At 52.2% G+C, this 16,605-nt stretch carries 16 protein-coding genes and 4 pseudogenes; 1 reads left to right on the top strand and 19 read right to left on the bottom strand.

The features are described 5' to 3' along the window. Nucleotides 1-3: 3 nt before the first annotated feature. The 5 genes and pseudogenes from dxs to nusB form a co-directional block, all read right to left on the bottom strand. Nucleotides 4-1,925, bottom strand: a pseudogene (dxs, locus tag DXA97_RS11500) (1-deoxy-D-xylulose-5-phosphate synthase). A gap of 82 nt (nucleotides 1,926-2,007) precedes the next feature. Continuing rightward, the gene (locus DXA97_RS11495; protein WP_118726179.1) at nucleotides 2,008-2,895 is read right to left on the bottom strand and encodes a polyprenyl synthetase family protein; all 888 of its coding nucleotides are present in this window, start codon (nucleotides 2,893-2,895) and stop codon (nucleotides 2,008-2,010) included. Between the two features lie 33 nt (nucleotides 2,896-2,928). Then, nucleotides 2,929-3,084, bottom strand: a pseudogene (gene xseB, locus DXA97_RS20935) (exodeoxyribonuclease VII small subunit); the annotation flags it as partial. A gap of 218 nt (nucleotides 3,085-3,302) precedes the next feature. Beyond that, a pseudogene (gene xseA / locus DXA97_RS11490) lies at nucleotides 3,303-4,372 on the bottom strand (exodeoxyribonuclease VII large subunit); the annotation flags it as partial. A gap of 49 nt (nucleotides 4,373-4,421) precedes the next feature. After that, nucleotides 4,422-4,874 (bottom strand): transcription antitermination factor NusB, encoded by a 453-nt coding sequence (nusB, locus tag DXA97_RS11485; protein WP_118720192.1) that lies wholly within the window; start codon nucleotides 4,872-4,874, stop codon nucleotides 4,422-4,424. Between the two features lie 299 nt (nucleotides 4,875-5,173). On the opposite strand from nusB, the gene DXA97_RS11475 reads away from it, so the two are divergent. Then, on the top strand, nucleotides 5,174-5,605 hold the full coding sequence (locus DXA97_RS11475; RefSeq protein ID WP_118720188.1) for a DMT family transporter: 432 nt from the start codon (nucleotides 5,174-5,176) through the stop codon (nucleotides 5,603-5,605). An 81-nt stretch (nucleotides 5,606-5,686) separates the two neighbouring features. Here the strand turns inward: DXA97_RS11475 and DXA97_RS11470 are convergent, their stop codons facing one another. The 14 genes and pseudogenes from DXA97_RS11470 to DXA97_RS11405 form a co-directional block, all read right to left on the bottom strand. Then, nucleotides 5,687-6,724: a cytidylate kinase-like family protein gene (locus tag DXA97_RS11470; protein ID WP_118720186.1), complete on the bottom strand. Its 1,038-nt coding sequence runs from the start codon at nucleotides 6,722-6,724 to the stop codon at nucleotides 5,687-5,689. Between the two features lie 15 nt (nucleotides 6,725-6,739). After that, nucleotides 6,740-8,086: a sodium:proton antiporter gene (locus tag DXA97_RS11465; protein ID WP_118720184.1), complete on the bottom strand. Its 1,347-nt coding sequence runs from the start codon at nucleotides 8,084-8,086 to the stop codon at nucleotides 6,740-6,742. A gap of 361 nt (nucleotides 8,087-8,447) precedes the next feature. Beyond that, nucleotides 8,448-8,783 (bottom strand): Asp23/Gls24 family envelope stress response protein, encoded by a 336-nt coding sequence (locus tag DXA97_RS11460; RefSeq protein ID WP_118531089.1) that lies wholly within the window; start codon nucleotides 8,781-8,783, stop codon nucleotides 8,448-8,450. A 212-nt stretch (nucleotides 8,784-8,995) separates the two neighbouring features. Beyond that, nucleotides 8,996-9,793, bottom strand: a complete 798-nt coding sequence (locus tag DXA97_RS11455; RefSeq protein ID WP_243032106.1) for a SpoIIIAH-like family protein — start codon at nucleotides 9,791-9,793, stop codon at nucleotides 8,996-8,998. A 15-nt stretch (nucleotides 9,794-9,808) separates the two neighbouring features. Beyond that, nucleotides 9,809-10,222, bottom strand: coding sequence for a hypothetical protein (locus tag DXA97_RS11450; protein WP_347561570.1), 414 nt, complete (start codon nucleotides 10,220-10,222; stop codon nucleotides 9,809-9,811). Between the two features lie 61 nt (nucleotides 10,223-10,283). After that, nucleotides 10,284-10,877: a stage III sporulation protein AF gene (locus DXA97_RS11445; protein WP_182436873.1), complete on the bottom strand. Its 594-nt coding sequence runs from the start codon at nucleotides 10,875-10,877 to the stop codon at nucleotides 10,284-10,286. Between the two features lie 46 nt (nucleotides 10,878-10,923). Further along, nucleotides 10,924-12,123: a stage III sporulation protein AE gene (locus DXA97_RS11440; RefSeq protein WP_118720178.1), complete on the bottom strand. Its 1,200-nt coding sequence runs from the start codon at nucleotides 12,121-12,123 to the stop codon at nucleotides 10,924-10,926. Continuing rightward, entirely contained in the window at nucleotides 12,120-12,506 is a 387-nt protein-coding gene (locus DXA97_RS11435; protein ID WP_118720176.1) for a SpoIIIAC/SpoIIIAD family protein, read from the bottom strand. Before DXA97_RS11435 ends, DXA97_RS11440 begins: the two co-directional genes overlap by 4 nt. Before the next feature lie 8 nt (nucleotides 12,507-12,514). After that, nucleotides 12,515-12,709 (bottom strand): stage III sporulation protein AC, encoded by a 195-nt coding sequence (gene spoIIIAC, locus DXA97_RS11430; protein ID WP_118720174.1) that lies wholly within the window; start codon nucleotides 12,707-12,709, stop codon nucleotides 12,515-12,517. 12 nt (nucleotides 12,710-12,721) lie between these two features. After that, nucleotides 12,722-13,246 (bottom strand): stage III sporulation protein AB, encoded by a 525-nt coding sequence (locus tag DXA97_RS11425; RefSeq protein ID WP_243032120.1) that lies wholly within the window; start codon nucleotides 13,244-13,246, stop codon nucleotides 12,722-12,724. A gap of 2 nt (nucleotides 13,247-13,248) precedes the next feature. Then, nucleotides 13,249-14,214, bottom strand: coding sequence for a stage III sporulation protein AA (gene spoIIIAA, locus DXA97_RS11420; protein ID WP_182436872.1), 966 nt, complete (start codon nucleotides 14,212-14,214; stop codon nucleotides 13,249-13,251). Between the two features lie 118 nt (nucleotides 14,215-14,332). Further along, nucleotides 14,333-15,079 (bottom strand): hypothetical protein, encoded by a 747-nt coding sequence (locus DXA97_RS11415; RefSeq protein ID WP_118720172.1) that lies wholly within the window; start codon nucleotides 15,077-15,079, stop codon nucleotides 14,333-14,335. Nucleotides 15,080-15,119: 40 nt separating this feature from the next. Next, nucleotides 15,120-15,599 (bottom strand): 23S rRNA (pseudouridine(1915)-N(3))-methyltransferase RlmH, encoded by a 480-nt coding sequence (rlmH, locus tag DXA97_RS11410; protein ID WP_118720170.1) that lies wholly within the window; start codon nucleotides 15,597-15,599, stop codon nucleotides 15,120-15,122. Further along, nucleotides 15,596-16,323: pseudogene (locus DXA97_RS11405) on the bottom strand (alpha/beta hydrolase). Before DXA97_RS11405 ends, rlmH begins: the two are co-directional and overlap by 4 nt. Nucleotides 16,324-16,605: the final 282 nt, after the last annotated feature.

Genomic DNA, 16,605 nt, shown 5'->3' with positions numbered 1-16,605 from the left:
TTTCTATTTCTGATTTTCCTGCATTATTTCATGAGACTGCGCCTCAGACAACCTCTCATCCAGCGGTTTCCACGCGTTTCGCATCGTGCGGATCACAGAATCACTGTCAATGCCCAGCCCCTCGCGCAGGACTGACACATTGCCATGCTCCACATACGCATCCGGAAGTGCGATATTCAATACTTTAACCTGTGGGTAACGCTCCTGCACATAAGCCTTCACCTGCAGGCCATAACCGCCCTGAAGCACATTCTCCTCCAGTACCACAAGCAGCTCATGGTCTGCTGCCAGCCTGTCTGCCAGATCATAATCCACCGGCTTGATAAAACGGCCGTTGGCAAGTGTGCAGTTAAAACCTGCGTCTTTTAATTTTTCCCGCACATGCTCTGCCGTGCTGACCATGCTGCCGACTGCAAGCAGGGCAATGCGGCTGCCCTCGTAAAGCAGTTCCCCTTTTCCGTACTCAACCGGCTGATTGAAGTCTTTTAAGCCGCGGTAAGCCTGCCCACGCGGGTAGCGGATCGCGATCGGGCCATCGTAATGGCAGATTGCAAACTCCAGCTCCTGCCGAAGCTCCCACAAGTTTTTCGGAGCCATAATGCTCATATTCGGAATACAGCTTAAATAGGACAGGTCAAAAATGCCCTGATGGGTCTCCCCGTCACTCCCGACCAGTCCCGCCCGGTCTAATGCAAAGACCACCGGCAGGTTCTGGATACAGACATCGTGAAGCACCTGATCAAAGCCTCTCTGCAAAAAGGAGGAATACACGGCAACGACCGGTTTTAAGCCGGCTGCAGCCATACCCGCCGCAGAGGTTACCGCATGCTGTTCTGCAATTCCCACATCAAAGAAACGGTCCGGATACTGTTTGGAAAACGCTTTCAGACCGGTTCCATCCGGCATGGCTGCCGTAACCGCAACCAGTCGTTTTTCGGTTTCCGCAAGCTGACAGATTTCCTTGGAAAATACATCCGTGTACGTCGGATAAACCTTTTCCTTCAATGACTTTCCGGTTGCAATGTCAAACGGATCGATTCCATGGAACCGGGACGGATTCTTTTCTGCCGGTGCATACCCTTTTCCTTTTTTCGTCAGGACATGGACCAGCACCGCATGCTCCATTCTCCGGGCTTCCCGGAATGTTTTTACCATGGCTTTGATATCGTGCCCGTCCACAGGTCCCAGATACGTCACGCCCATATTTTCAAAGAGCATTCCCGGAATAACTAACTGCTTGATGCTGTCTTTGGTACGGCTGATCTGCTCTACCAGTCCGGCACCAACCACCGGAACTTTTAACAAGGTCTCCGATACATGGCGTTTCAGCGCATTATATCTGGTCCCGGAACGCAGACCGCTTAGATATTTTGACATGCCGCCCACATTTTCTGAGATGGACATGTTATTGTCGTTTAATACAATGATAAAATTCTTTTTCAGGTGAGCCGCATTGTTCAATGCCTCGTAAGCCATGCCACCGGTCAGGGCTCCATCGCCGATCACGGAAATGACTGCATAATTCTCTCCTAACAGATCCCGCCCCTGGCGATGCCAAGACCTGCAGAAATGGATGTGGAGCTGTGTCCGGTATCAAACGAATCGTACGGGCTTTCCTTGCGTTTCGGAAACCCGCTCATTCCCCCGTACTGCCTCAGTTCATCAAACATTTCCCGGCGTCCGCTTAAGATCTTATGGGTATAGGACTGATGCCCCACATCCCAGATGACTTTATCCTTTGGCAGGTCAAATGCCAGATATAAAGCAATAGTCAGCTCCACCACACCCAGATTGGAGGCAAGGTGTCCGCCGGTCACACTGATCTTTTCGATCAGAAACTGCCGGATCTCTGCCGCCAGGGTCTTAAGCTCCTCCGTGTTTAATTTTTTCACGTCCCACGGACCTTCAATGTGTTCCAGAATCATGGTTTTTGCAACTCCCTGTTTCTTTCCTAAAGTAATTTGTAACTGCCTGATATCCCCCAGTTACAGTATTTACATATAGCTCTTATTTTTTCCGTTCCACCAGCATCGTGATCAGGTTTTCAAGGAACGGATTTTCACCTGGCAGCTGTTTTAGCAGCGTTACCGCACGGGCAGAGATCTCTGCCACGTCTTCTCTTGCCTTGTCCAGGCCAGCCAGCGTTACATACGTAGTTTTCTGGTTCTTTTCATCGCTTAAGACCGGTTTTCCGAGTTCTTCGCTGGTGCTTGTCACATCGAGGATATCATCCTGGATCTGGAATGCCAGACCGACAGCAGACGCAATCTCCTCTACGCGGCTGATCTCTTCTTCAGATGCACCGCCCAGAATAGCTCCGATCATCATGGAAGCCTCCAGGAGTGCCCCGGTCTTTAAACGGTAGATAAAGTCCAGCTTTTCCTGCGGGATTGGTTTTCCGGTCAGCTCCACATCGACTACCTGGCCGCCGATCATACCGTAGATGCCGGTTTTTTCTGCCAGAACGCCAATCGCCCTTGCGGCACGGTCCGGATGAGCAGTCATGGCAAAGGCTTTGGATGCTGTCTCAAACGCATAGATCATCAGCGCATCCCCGGCCAGCACAGCCATGTCATAGCCGAATTTTTTCCAGGTTGTCGGAAGTCCCCTGCGCAGCTCGTCATTGTCCATGCACGGAAGGTCATCATGGATCAAAGAGGAGGTGTGGATCATCTCCATGGCTGCCATAAAGGGCTCTACTGCCTTTTCCGTCCCGCCAAACAGACGGTAGGTCTCCTCCATGAGCATGGGACGAAGGCGCTTGCCGCCGGCCCGAACACTGTAATTCATGGCTTCAAAAATCGTCTTCTGATGCCCCTCTTCCTCCGGGAGATAGCTCTCTACAACTTTCTCTACCTCACCGGTCCTCTTTTTCAGTTCCTCATGCATCTCCATCTTCCTCAGTCCCTCCCTGCAGATGATCATCTGTTTTTCTACTTTATCGATCTTGTCGTTGCAGGCCTTCACCAGCTTCATGCCTGCCTCATAGCAGGCAAAGGATTCCTCCAGCGTGCTGTCCGGTGCCTCCAGCTTTTCCACAAGCCCGTCCAGCTCTGCAAAGATCTGTTCTATTGATTGTTCCATGTCTGCTGCCTCTCCTTCTGCCGTTGCTGTTCCCATCTGTGTGCCCATCAACTGATTTTCCGTTTAGGAACTTCCTGCCTGCGCACAGTAACAATACCGGCCGTTTTTCATGTCTCCGATGGGCATGTTTCCGGGATTTCATGTTCTTCTGTCTCCAGCACCCTTGCCCGGACCGTTCCATCCGAAATACGCAGGGTAATGGCTTCTCCCGGTGCCGTCTGGCGGACACTCTCTAAGCGTTTTCCCCTTTCATCGGTTACAAAGCCAAAGCCACCGCTGATCCTTTCTAACGGGGACAGCCCGTGAAGACGGCTTCCCAAAAGAGCCAGCCGGTGGCGTGACCCGGTTATCTTCTGTTCCATGACCTGCCTTAAGGCATCCTGGATATCTGCCAGACGCTGTCTCTGCTCCCGCAGTGTGCGCTCCGGATCATGGAGCAGAAGCTTTAGCCGGTACTGCTCCGCCCGGTAGCGGAAAAGCTCTGTTTTCCGTTCCATGGCCTGCCCGAGTGCCTCCTGGTAAGACAGCCGTGCCGCTTCAAACTGGCGGTAATCGAACACAGCCAGCTCTGCCGCTGCCGACGGGGTCGGTGCCCGCAGGTCTGCCACATAATCTGCAATGGTCACATCGGTCTCATGCCCCACTGCCGAGATGACTGGTGTCGCACAGTCAAAAATAGCCCTCGCCACAATTTCTTCGTTAAACGCCCACAGATCCTCGATGGAGCCGCCTCCGCGGCCCACGATCAGTACGTCCAGCCCCAGCTTATCTAATGCGCGGATGCCTCTGGCGATGGAAGCCGCAGCCCCTGCACCCTGCACCAGCGCCGGATATAAACCAGCTGGGTATAAGGGTTTCTTCTGGCTGTGATATTCATGATATCCCGGATGGCTGCCCCGGTCGGTGCTGTTACCACGCCAACCCTTTTTGCATAATCCGGAATGGGCTGCTTATACTCCGGTGCAAACATGCCCATCTCCTCCAGCTCATCGCGCAGCTTTAAGAAGCGCTGGTATAAGTCACCGCGTCCCTCCTGCTCGATCTTTCTGGCATAAAGCTGGTATTTCCCGTCGCGCTCGTAGACCTCGACCGACCCGGTCACTACTACCTGGAGACCTTCCTGTAACTGAAAAGAGAGACCTTTCCTCTGGCCGGCAAACATCACTGCCGACAAAGTTCCGGTCCCGTCCTTCAGCGTAAAATAAATATGTCCTGATGTGTGATACTTGCAGTTTGAGACCTCGCCCCGCACCGTGATCCGGCTGAGGGCAAAGTCCTGGGCAAACATATTTTTGATGTAGGAATTCACCTGGGAAACAGAATAAACACTGGCCATATTATGCCTCGGTCACCAGCTTCGCCAGAACACCGTTGATAAACGCCGGTGAATCCTTTCCGCCGAATTTCTTTGCAAGGTTTACTGCCTCATTGATCGCAACCTTGGAAGGTACCTCGCTGTCATATAACATCTCGTAGAGAGCCTGGCGCAGGATGGTAAGCTCTACCTTTCCCATACGTCCGGTCTTCCAGCCCTGTGCCACCTCGTCGATGCGGGCATCTAACTCCGGGATCTTGCCGGCAATGCCTTCCACACGGTCTGTCAGGAAGGTGCGGTCTACCTCTTTCATGTCGACGTTGTGGACCACCTCTTCTTTTCCGTTGTCGGCTACGTCATCCTCCTGTGGGGCGTCAAAGTACTGCTCCACCTGGTCTTTTATTTCTTCTGCCGGGTAAAACTCTACTCCGAACAGGATCTTAAAACAATGCTCACGCATTTCTCTTCTGGTCATCTATCCTTTATCCTCCTGCTTGCAAGGGGCACAAAACCGCCGTCTCTGCACTGTCTGCAAAGCCATCTGGCCGCACCACTGCCAATCTTACGCATTATCATACCACATTTTTTTCAGTTTCACAACGCTGTTTCCTTTCATCGCATAAAAATCGTTGCCGGGCAGTTGCTGTTCATGCCTTGCACAGACAGCAACGCATAAAAACTGCCGCATAAGACACACTATCCCATGCGGCAGTTCCGTTTTGTTCTTTTGCGGTTCACGCATTGCGCAAACTTTTTTCTCCAGGAGGTACTGTTATGTTTGGATTTTTTGTTGCCCTGATATCCGGCGCCCTCATGAGCATCCAGGGCGTGTTGAATACCGGCCTGACCCGGCAGACCGGAATCTGGCTTTCCGCCGGATGGGTCCAGCTCACCGCGTTTTTCACCTGCATGGTATTCTGGATCTTTTCCGAACGGGTTCCCGTCTCTGCCCTGTTTACCGTTCGCCCCTGGTACATGATGCTTGGAGGCATTTTAGGAGCCTTCATCACTTACACGGTAATCCAGAGCATGGACGGCCTTGGCCCGGCCAAAGCAACGCTCTTTATTGTCGTGACACAGATCATCGTGGCTTATGCCATTGAACTGTTTGGATGGTTCGGGGTGGAAAAAGCCGCGTTTGAGTGGAGAAAAGCCATCGGCGCCCTGATCGCCATCGGCGGGATCGTACTGTTCCACAGCAGATGAGCTTCCTCCGGCTGCTACACACGGAGCCCGCCATCTGCTGTTTCGCAAACGGCCGGCACCGGTGCCTTTTCATGGGTACACTTACTTCGGAGCGTTCATCTTTCCTTCCCGGTCCAGCATCCTGAGGATAAAATCGACTGAGCCGTCAATTCCGTAGGCTGCACTGTTTAAGCACAAATCATAGTTTGCGGCATTGCCCCATTTTTTTCCGGTAAAGAAGCGGTAATAATTCTGGTGCTGGCAGTCCAGCTGCTTTAACAGATGCTTTGCCTGCTTCTCATTTAAGCCCGGGTGCACCTCCATGGTCCGGCGCAAGCGCTGCTCAAACGGTGCTGTGATAAAGATGCTGATGTGCGGGATGCGGTTATTGGTTAAGATCACATCCGCACAGCGTCCCATCACGATAAAGTCTTCCTTCTTTGCCATATCGCAGATCAGGTCACTCTGGTTAAAGAATACGGCATCTCGCTTGTTCAGGCCGTGGTAGCGGTTAAACCCGGCTGCCCAGTCCTTCAATGTCAGCTTCTTCGGTTTTTCAAAGGCAGCCTCCTGGTCGGCTTTATCAACAGCCTTGCCAGGATATCCGGCTCTGTCTACCACTTCATCCTTCTCCGCTTCCAGCCGTTTTAAAACCGCGGAGAAGATTTCTGCATCATAATAATTGATTCGCAGGCGGTCTGCCAGGGTAAAGCCGATTTCATTCCCTGCACAGCCATAGGTGCGGCTGATGCAGATGACCAGATGGTCGTTTCCCGAAAACCGGTGTTCCAGGTTTAAAGCATTTAAGCTGGCCATGTTCTGGTCCAGAACATCACCGCCGCCAAAGCTGGTCGGCATCGCAATGATCTCATGCAGGATGCTTGTGTATTCCCGCATGATCATGGAACGGCTCTCCTTATCCGGGATAGTCCGCGCCATGTTACTGATCAGTGCAAGCTCACTTCTGATCTGGTGCCCGCTGTCGCGCTGCATCATTAACTGTACCAGCTCCGTCACGCAGCGTTCCCGGTCACGGTTGAACACACGGCCAAGGGAAGATCCAAGACAGCTATAAACCTCTGCATCCAGATCGTAGATGCGCTCCGCAAGCTCGCGGAGACTTTCCTGTGTATATTCCATAGTCTCTTTCCCTCCTTATAAAAAGAATACCAGCATGTCCAGAATAAATACCGGAACCAGAAATGAAACAGACCAGAGCAGGTACCCGAAAAACGAAGGCATGCGGATACCGTTCTCATCCGAAATCGATTTTACCATAAAGTTCGGTGCATTGCCGATATAGGTATTGGCGCCCATGAAGACTGCACCGCAGGAGATTGCCTCCAGCATGGCGACCGGAACGGTACCGAGGATCGTCGGCATTCCTTCCGTAAAGCCCAGCGCACCGGCTGTCGTGAGGAATACCAGATAGGTCGGTGTGTTGTCCAGAAAGCTGGAGAGGCATCCCGTTGCCCAGAACATCTCAAACGGCTTGGTCAGTCCAAGGCTTGCGCCGTTCGCCTTTAAGATCATAAGAGCCGGCTGCATGGTGATGAAAATACCGACAAACAGTATGGCAACCTCATGGATCGCACCCCAGGTAAAGTGGTTCTTTCTGCGGATTTCCGGGCTGGTTGTCTTAAAGGACAAAAATGCTGCTGCCAGGATGATCACAACCTCGATCAGGGCCGGGTAAGTCAGTGTCACTTCCCCAAACAGATGGATTCCGCGCACAGCACCCTCTGCATCCTGAAATGCTGCCATGCCCGGAAGGGTTCCGCTTAAGATCACGGCTGCCACGATCATAACCAGAAATACCAGGTTGTGAAGTCCCATAATGTGAACCTCGGTACCCGGCTTGCTGATGTCAGGCTTTAAGCCCTCTGCAATGTCCTTCCGGTAAGCGCGAAGGTCCAGGAAATAAAAGACCGTCAGCAGGATCACTACATTAAATAAAAGTACCGGTAACAAATGCAGGCTCCAGAAAAACGGGACTCCACGCATAAAGCCCATCAGAAGCGGCGGGTCGCCGATTGGGGTCAGGCATCCGCCGATATTGGAGATCAGGAAAATAAAAAATACCATGATATGGCTTCTCCGTTTTCTCCACGCGTTCATCTTAATGACCGGGCGGACCATCAGCATGCTGGCACCGGTTGTTCCGATCCAGCTTGAAAGCATGGTTCCGATCAGCAAAAGGCCTACATTGATCCGCGGGGAACCGGCAAGGTCTCCCTCCAGGGTAATATTACCCGAAACGCAAAAAAGTCCGAACAGCAGAATGATAAAGGTCAGGTAATCGTCTACGATACACTCTAACACCTTCTCAAAAGCCTGTCCAGGGCCATAAACAAATGCAAAGGGCAGCACAAACAGCAGTGACCAGAATACGACCGCATGCGGCTGGTGTGCTTCCCACCATTCTGCCTTCACCAGCGGAAGCACCGCGATGCAAAGCAGAAGTCCTGCAAATGGAATACAAAATGCAAGATTCATCATCATTTCCTCCTTTGTCTGTTGCTGTTGCGTAAACACACGGCAACGTTTGTCTTCCTGTTTAGTCTCCAGCCTCGCGCACCCAAAATACGCTGCAGCTGTTCTCTTTTCGGAAACAGTGATGGATTATAGCACCTTTCTTACCAAAATGTAAGCATAGATATTTTATTATCAGTTTTCTTTACGGTATCTTTACACAATGGACCAGCCAATCAGCAGGCGCAGCACTAGCGCCCCTGACATGCAGCTTAAAATAAACTAATGAAAAAAGGACCAATCCTCACGGACGGTCCCCTTTTCCTGTTTTTCGTAACTGTACAGTACGTTCACAGTCACGGTTTTTCTTTTGATTCCTTCTTCTTTCTGCCTACTGCTCGTTAATGTTGACTCCGGCAATACGGATATTAACATCCAGCACGGTGAGGCCGGTCATGTTTTCGATCGCAGACTTTACACGGTCCTGGACACGCTCGCTCACGTCCGGGATGTTATAGCCGTACTTGATGTTTAAGGAGAGGTCAACCGATACATGCTCCTCGGTCACATCTACCTTCACACCCTTGGACAGGTTCTTCATGCCAAGCTTACCAACCAGCTCGTTGGTGATGTTTCCTGCCATGGAGTCCACACCGTCTACCTCGGTCGCTGCGAGGCCTGCAATGATAGCCACCACTTCATCTGCGATGCGCACCTCGCCCATCATCTCTTTTTCATATAATTTATGCGTATTTCTTCCTTCTAACTCTGCCACAGTATTCCCTCCTCAGATCAGACAGGTTCCTGGCTGCATTTCTGTTTTTCCAGCCTGCCGCCCGGAATCTCTTTTGTTTATAGTATAGCAAATCTGCCCTGTTTTGCAAAGAGTATTTTCAGTCCAGAAAATCCCTGCCTGCAAACAGCAACTGTACCGTAGCGTCAGTCTTCCAGGTTTAAAAGCGTGATAATGATATTTTCTGCCCCAACCTCCGTTTTTCTTTTCACAATATCCTCGATCTGTGCACGCTGCTGGTCCGTGATGGATGGTGCATTGATCACAACATCCACCTTTCCGTCACTTAAGCTTACGACCGGGTCTGCAAAACCACGGGCCTGCAGAAGGGTTTCTGCCGCATTTTCCTTTTCTGCGACCGCTGTCATGGCGATCATGTTCTGGATTGCCTCCTGCTTGGCAGCCTCATCGATACTGGTATTGTTGATGATGGAATTTAAGGCTTCCTTGTTTCTCGCCCGAATCTGCTCCCGGTTCAGCTGCACATTTGCTATGTAGTCCGACACCGTCAGCCCGCTGGTTAAAACTGCCTCCCCAGGGTTTTCCATACCGGTTTCCTCCCCATCCCAGCTTTCGATCTCGGCAAGGTCACTGCCAGGCTCCGCCTCTGCAAGGGTTTCGCCCTGTGAAAGCGCTCCTCCCTGCATTGCTTCGGCCTGCAGCATTTCTCCCTCCGCCTGAGGCTGTGCCTCTCCGGTCACATCTGCATAGCTTTGCCCGGCCTTCTGGTTTTCTGCCATCAGCTCTTCCTCTGAGATATCAAAGGTCCCCGCCTGGTATATCCCGTTCCCGCTGCTGGCCTCAAGCTCCCGTTTTCCCGCATAATTCAAATATCCGGCAGCAGCGATCATGATGGCCAGGGTCGTAATGATGATCTGGTTTCTCCGGAACAGCTTTTTCATATTGATATCCTGTTTTGGTGTTCCTTCCCGTTTCAGCTTCATACCGACGCTCCTTTTTTACTCCACCCGCTTTAGCACTTTTATCTTATGCGCCGGAAGTCCGAATAATGACTCCATGGCTTCCGAAATTTCCGCCCGCACGGAGGCACTGCCGCCGCCGGACGCACTGATGACGATACCGGAAATCTCCGGATAGATTTCTTTTGCCACGACCGGCTCCTGGCCGCTTCCGCTTCCGGTCAGTACTGTGCTGTGCTCCTGGTCCATGCTTTCCACCACGCGGTCTGTTCCACCTCCTTTTTCCGTTGTCGTGGATCTGGAGCTGCTGTTATCCACCTGGATCACCTTTTCCGAGGATGCTTTTAATACGATCATGACATCGACCTCACCAACGCCCCATACGCCACGCAGGATTTCCTTTACCCGCTGCTCCAGCTCCTGTTCATATGCTGCTGCATCCTGCTGCGTCACCACAGACTGCCCCTGCGTGGCAGCTGTTTCCTTCGATGCAGGAAATGCGATCTTGCTGTTTTTATTCCCTGCCGGAAATGTCAGAATGCACAGGATCACCCCCACCGTCAGCAGAAAGATCCACCGGTCTCTCCCCTGCGGCAATTTCAATTTCCACATACCGCTCCTCCAGCCCATAATACTCCTGAATCTTGTTTGACAGCTGTTTTTCTTTGTCTGTGTCAGACTGCGCCGGAAGTACTGCAAAGATCCGCATGACCTTGCAAAAGCTTTCCCCGTCCTCCTTCCTGCCGATCTGTACCCTGCAGGAAAGAAGGGAAAGCCCGCAGTCTTCTGCCAGTCTCCGGACATCCTGACCGACCGCCTCCTCGTATTGTGCCAGAAGATGCTCCATGCGCTCTTCCCCCGCCGCATCCAGTCCGTCCGGCAATTGCCCGGCTTCTTCCCGGACAATCAGGCCCTCATAGCTGCGTGCCAGGATTTCCTCCAGGCCAGAGCTCTCTGCAAAGGGCTCCACTGCCAGAAGGACCAGGACCATTCCCGCAAACAACCGGATATATTTTCCATACTTATCTCCCGGCAGCAGATTTTCCAGCACCGACAAAAACAAAAAAAATGCAGTCAGGTTCCGGATCCATTCATAAACTGCTGCCACACGCACGCCTCCTTCTGCCATTTTCAAACATATTAAAATTGCTTCATCAGGATGCCAGATATGCTGCATTGGTTCCCTGGCAGATCAGCGCCAGGGTCACAGCAAACAATAAAAAACCTGATGCCGCTACCGTCAGAAGCAGCTTCTGTGCCTCCGCGGCCCCGCCAATGCAGGCCACCAGACGCTTGTCTGCCACCGGCTGCAGCACAGCCGCTACCCCACGGTAAATCAGATACAGCACAAACAGCCTTGCCAGCGGCCAGACAGAAAGCAGGAACAAAACCAGGACTGCTGCGGCCCCCAGCGTATTTTTGATCAGCACACCGGAGCCAAGCATCAGCTTTGTAAGTGCACCTGCCCCATCCCCAACACCCGGAATTGCCTGCAAAAGGCGCTGGACCCCGGCATTCCTGATAGAATCCGCATAGGGAAGCACCATCCCCTGGATCAGCTGAAAGCCGATCACAAGACCGATCAGCGACCGGCTTGCCCACAAAATCCCGGTCTTAAAAAGCTCCAGCAGCTTAGACAGCATATCCTCCCTGGTCATAGAACCTGCCACTACCGCCAGAAAATAAATCCGCACAAGGGGAAGCAGCAGCCCTGCATACAGCCTTTGCACCCCTGCGATCAGAAACAGGGCGGCCTCATACCATGCAGCCGAGGAAAGCCCTGCACCAGACCAGACCACTGCCGCAAAATAGGACGGAATCAGAACCTTCATAAACTGGATCTGGCGTTCCAGCACCTTCGCCGCGGCCCCTGCACTCTCCCCAAACACGGCAGCAAGGATCGCAAATGCCAGCAGATAGGTCAGGAAAAATCCGGTTTCTGCCATCTGTCCGCCGGAAAACACATCGGAAAAGCCGGCAAATAGGGCTCCGAAAAGGCCCAATGCCAGAAGCCGTCCCGCCATACGGTTTTTCCCCTGCAGTTCTCCCAAAAGCTCTTGTCTAAGTGCCTCCATACAATAAGAAAGCAGCTCCTTTGTATTCCCTGCTGCCAATGTCTCTGAAAGCTCCCGAAACGAAGCCTGCCGCCCGGAGGTTTTCAATTCCTGCTTTAAGTACGCCTCAATCTCTTCCATTCCGGTAAGCCCGTCCCACACAAGTGCAGACTCTGCCGCTTCCTGCGTTTTCACGGCTTCCGCATGCATCTCCATCGCCCAGGCACGCCCATAAGGAGAAAGCAAAAGCCCCAAAAACACGAGAAGCAGGATGCAGCCTCTGCATACCTGCCGTCTCATGTCAGAAGTCCCTGCAGCGTATCCAACAGGGCCAGGATCACCGGAAGGCTCACAGCCAGAATGGAGAGCTTTCCGAAAATTTCAATCTGGCTGCCCAGTGCGCCATACCCGGCATCCTTGCAGATTCCGGAGGAAAACTCCGCGATGTAGGTAATCCCTGTCATCTTCAGGAGCGTATTCAGATACACCGGATTGATGCGGATCAGCTCCTGTATTTTCTGCAGTCCATCCAGGATTCCCTTTAATCTCATACTTCCGTAGAAAAAGATCACACAGGCCGCAGCCATCACCAGATATATCCCGTATTCTCCCTTCAGGCTTTTTAGCTGGACTGCAAAAAGCACTGTCATGATCCCGATGATCCCTGCCGTTACAACTGTCATGCCGCCCCCTATAATGCAAACAGATTTTTCATGGTTTCAAATAGATCATAAATGTACGGCACCAGCCAGAACAGCACCAGCACAAGGCCGGCCAGACTGGTCAGAAATGCCTGTTCTTCCCGTCCGCTGTGCCGGAGGACCTGGCAGATCACCGATACCAGGATCCCAACTGCGGCAATTCGGAAAATCAGATTTACCCCCATAGGTACCCTCCATCAGACCAGGATCACAGCCAGAAACAAGCCTCCCATGATTCCAAGGCTCGTATAAAGACGGCAGCGCTCCTGCCTGTGCTCCCGAAGGACCCCAAGCTCTGCATCGACCTGCTCCAGATAAAGAAGCAGCGTGCGTTCCTGGGTTTCCCGGTCTAAAAAGCCAAGATGCTCTCCCAGTGCAGCCAAAGTCTGCCTGTCCGTCTTGGAAAGTGCCGTATCGTTCATGCGAAGGACCGCCTCCTTCCAGATACTGTTAAATGGTTCTCCTGGTTTTTCTGCCAGGCTGGCAGCTGTCTCCAGAAACAGGCTTCCCAGTGCCCCACCAGAGCGTTTTCCCACCGTTTCCAGCGCCTCCGGAAGCGGTGCACTGGCATATAATATCTGTCCTTTCAAGAGGAACACCATCTGCTTTAGCTGTTCCAGCTCTGCGATACGTTTGCGGTAATGGCCTGCAAACCAGATCCCGCAGCCTGCCGCTCCCCATAAAATACAGGCAGCTCCCAAAAGCTTCATCCATCCCTGCATACTCAAAAGCATTCACCTCCCACCGGGTACAGCCTGCAGCCCCTGGAATCGTAGATTTCCCCGATATTGCCTACCTTTCCCCTGTTATTCAGGATCACATAACGCTCAAACCATTTTTCGAGGACCATTTTCCTGAGGACCGGTTTTTGCTTAATGTCCTCAATGGAGCTTCCATGTACGGTCGCCACCAGCTTGCAGCCGCAGTTCATTACGTATTCGATCGCCTCCAGATCCTCCCGGCTTCCGATCTCATCCACCGCGATCACCTGGGGGGACATCGTCCGGATCAGCATCATCATTCCCTGTGCCTTGGGACAGCAGTCTAGGATATCGGTCCGGATCCCCAGCTCATTCTGTGGGATTCCCTGGTAGCAGGCTCCGATCTCAGACCGCTCATCGATCACCCCGATGGTCAGTCCCGCATGTTCCGGACTCCCGTTTGATACCTGCCGGATGATATCCCGAAGGAGCGTGGTCTTTCCGCACCGCGGCGGTGAAATGATCAGTGTATGGAAGATCATGTCCCGGTCATACAGATACGGAAGCACTGCCGCTGCACAGCCCTTTACCTGATGCGAAAGCCTTACATTGATGAAAGAAATAAACTTCATGCTCCGGATGCCATGTCCATCGGTGATGGTCTTTCCTGCAATGCCAATGCGGTGCCCACCCTGGATCGTGATAAAGCCCTGCCTGATCTCCTCCTCAAATGCGTATAAGGAATAGCTGCTCATATAATCCAGGGTTTCCTTCAGCGCTTCCCTTGTCACGAGATACGCTTCCTCTGCCTTCATGCTTAAATTTCCTTCCGGTGTGATGTAATACTCCCGGTTGTTGCAGATCATCAGAAGCGGTGCATGGACCCGCAGGCGTATTTCCTGCACCTGGTCGAAATCCACCATGACCTGCTTTAAGATCACCCGAATATCTTTTGAAAAGATTTTGATCAGTTCTTCCCGCTTATCCAAAAATCACCCCTCCCCTACATAATATATATGAGGGAAGGGGTGATTTATACCCGGACCTTGTCTGTGTTCTTTTATTTTTAGCTGCTTATGCGCTGCACAAACAGCAACCGGTTTTTATTTACTGCTGCAGTGCCCCGGAAGCATCAAAACGGTAAGCGGCACCGTCAATGGTGTATTCCCCGACTGCCATGGCTCCGCTTCCTGTGCAGTAATAACGGCTTCCATTCCAGTCGATCCAGCCAGTCTGCATATATCCCTGTGTATCGAAGAAATACCAGGTTCCGGTTGCAGGCTCCTGCCACCAGCCACCCTTCGGATAGCTTCCGTCCGCATTCTGGTACCACCAGCGTCCGCTTCCATCCTCCTGGATCCATTTTGCCTGGCGTACGATAGAAGCCTCTTTCTCCTCCGCAGTTGACCCGTCTTCTTTTTTACCCGGTCCGCCATTCTTTAACTGGGAGGTGCTTCCACCATTCTTGATCATATCCGCAAAGTCTGCTGAAACATAGGTTTCCTCAGAATCCTCAGACCAGTAACCATCCGTGAATTCCTTGGAATTCGATTTCGCCAGCGCACGTACCCGGAAGGTATAATCGCCTTCTTTTGTCATCTTTTTTTCCATGTCAAAAGAGTCCTTCTTCGTCTTGATGCTCTCCACCTGGCTTTCATTGCAGTAGAGACGGACCTCATACTGGTAAGCATCGTCTATCTTTTCCCAGTTGGCTGTAGTTCCGTCATCGCCCCAGTAAAGGTCTGTCACGGTGTCCAGTCTGGTTTTTGAGGCTGCAAACGCAGTAGCTGCCCCCATCACGGTCAGAAGACCTGCTGTTACGGCCAGCGCGATCTGTTTTTTCCAGTTTTTCATATGAATCCCCTCTTTTATTTTATTTATTATTTTTTCAGTCTTATTTATGGTATGGCTCTTTATGGATGATCCGGTAGCTGCGGTAGATCTGCTCTAATAAGATCACCCGCATCAGCTGGTGCGGAAATGTCATTCTGGAAAAGCTTAAGCGGTAATCGGCCCGGTTCAGCACGGCCTCGGAAAGCCCCAGAGAACCACCGATCACAAAGACCAGCTGGCTGACGCCGCCAATTCCAAGCTTATCGATCTTCTCTGCCAGCTCCACGGAATCGAGCATCTTTCCGTCGATTGCCAGCGCAATGACAAACGCACCGTCCTTGATCTGCTCCAGGATCCTTTTTCCTTCTTTTTCCTTGATCTGCTGCTCTTCTGCTTCACTCGCTTTATCCGGCGTTTTTTCATCTGCCACCTGGATGATCTCAAGCTTGCAGTACCGGCTCAGACGCTTCGCATACTCTGCGATTGCATCTGTATAAAACTTTTCTTTGATCTTTCCTACTGTCACCAGTGTGATTTTCATGCTTCGCTCCTGCTTCTCTCCCGCCCGGATTTTACCCGTTTGACGGTTTTTCCTTCTTTTTTCCGTTCGATCCGGTAGATCACCTCTAGAAAACGGCCGACCTCCTCCCAGGCATCCCGGCTTTCCGGGATCAGCCGCAGCGCCATCTGGAATACATGGAACATGCCCTCATAAACCGTTACCCGGAGCTTTCCATGCGCCTTGCGGACCTTATCGGCCGCCCGCAGGGTATCGTCCAGGAGCACCTCCTCACTTCCCACCTGGAACAGGACCGGCGGAAGCTTCTCAAAGCTGCCAAACAGCGGGGAAATATACGGATTCTTTGGGTCTTCCGAACCGATATAGCTGCTGTGGAACAGCATATTATCTGTCGTGCCGCCAAACTGGGGATCCCGGTCAAAATTCGTTTGGTACGATGCCCCGCTGTTGGTCAGGTCGGTCCATGGAGACATGACCAGCACTCCGGCCGGAAGCTCCATTCCATGGTCACGCAGATACATCACCAGGCGAGCGCAAGACCGCCGCCCGCCGAATCCCCTGCGACCACGATCTTACCGGCCTCGTAATGCTTTTCCCCGATCAGCCACTGGTAAGCCGCCACGGCATCCTCAAGGGCAGCCGGGTATGGGAATTCCGGTGCTACCCGGTAATCGGCCGTCAGCACATCACCACCAAAGCTTCTTCTGGAATACTGTACAGCAAAATCACGGTAAATATTCTTCATGGGACCTATATAGCCGCCTCCGTGAAGCTGCAGCACAACCCGTCCGGTACAGACCCCCGTGGGACGGAGATACTCCATCTTAAAATGCTCCATACCAATGATCTCGTATTCGTAATCCGGCGGGCAGACCCATGCAGGCTCCTTAGGGTCCATCCGGTATTCCCCCGTCTGGATCTTGTGCCCCATAGCGGAATCCATCATATTTTTCATCATGTCCCGCACCAGTTTTCCACGCAGGCTTATTTCTCTGTTTTTCAAACTAGTCTACTCCTTTTTAAGCCC

It is taken from the genome of Clostridium sp. OF09-36, from assembly GCF_003481985.1.
Classification (GTDB): domain Bacteria; phylum Bacillota; class Clostridia; order Lachnospirales; family Lachnospiraceae; genus Brotaphodocola.
Note: the sequence above shows the minus strand (reverse complement) of the source record. Positions and strands in the feature narration are given on the sequence as shown.

Bases quoted from the DNA above. Each gene is read 5' to 3' on its own strand.
- DXA97_RS11495 (WP_118726179.1), bottom strand. From the start codon at position 2,895: ATGGAGATGCATGAGGAACTGAAAAAGAGGACCGGTGAGGTAGAGAAA.
- nusB (WP_118720192.1), bottom strand. From the start codon at position 4,874: ATGACCAGAAGAGAAATGCGTGAGCATTGTTTTAAGATCCTGTTCGGA.
- DXA97_RS11475 (WP_118720188.1), top strand. From the start codon at position 5,174: ATGTTTGGATTTTTTGTTGCCCTGATATCCGGCGCCCTCATGAGCATC.
- DXA97_RS11470 (WP_118720186.1), bottom strand. From the start codon at position 6,724: ATGGAATATACACAGGAAAGTCTCCGCGAGCTTGCGGAGCGCATCTAC.
- DXA97_RS11465 (WP_118720184.1), bottom strand. From the start codon at position 8,086: ATGATGATGAATCTTGCATTTTGTATTCCATTTGCAGGACTTCTGCTT.
- DXA97_RS11460 (WP_118531089.1), bottom strand. From the start codon at position 8,783: ATGATGGGCGAGGTGCGCATCGCAGATGAAGTGGTGGCTATCATTGCA.
- DXA97_RS11455 (WP_243032106.1), bottom strand. From the start codon at position 9,793: ATGAAGCTGAAACGGGAAGGAACACCAAAACAGGATATCAATATGAAA.
- DXA97_RS11440 (WP_118720178.1), bottom strand. From the start codon at position 12,123: ATGAGACGGCAGGTATGCAGAGGCTGCATCCTGCTTCTCGTGTTTTTG.
- DXA97_RS11435 (WP_118720176.1), bottom strand. From the start codon at position 12,506: ATGACAGTTGTAACGGCAGGGATCATCGGGATCATGACAGTGCTTTTT.
- spoIIIAC (WP_118720174.1), bottom strand. From the start codon at position 12,709: ATGGGGGTAAATCTGATTTTCCGAATTGCCGCAGTTGGGATCCTGGTA.
- DXA97_RS11425 (WP_243032120.1), bottom strand. From the start codon at position 13,246: ATGCAGGGATGGATGAAGCTTTTGGGAGCTGCCTGTATTTTATGGGGA.
- DXA97_RS11415 (WP_118720172.1), bottom strand. From the start codon at position 15,079: ATGAAAAACTGGAAAAAACAGATCGCGCTGGCCGTAACAGCAGGTCTT.
- rlmH (WP_118720170.1), bottom strand. From the start codon at position 15,599: ATGAAAATCACACTGGTGACAGTAGGAAAGATCAAAGAAAAGTTTTAT.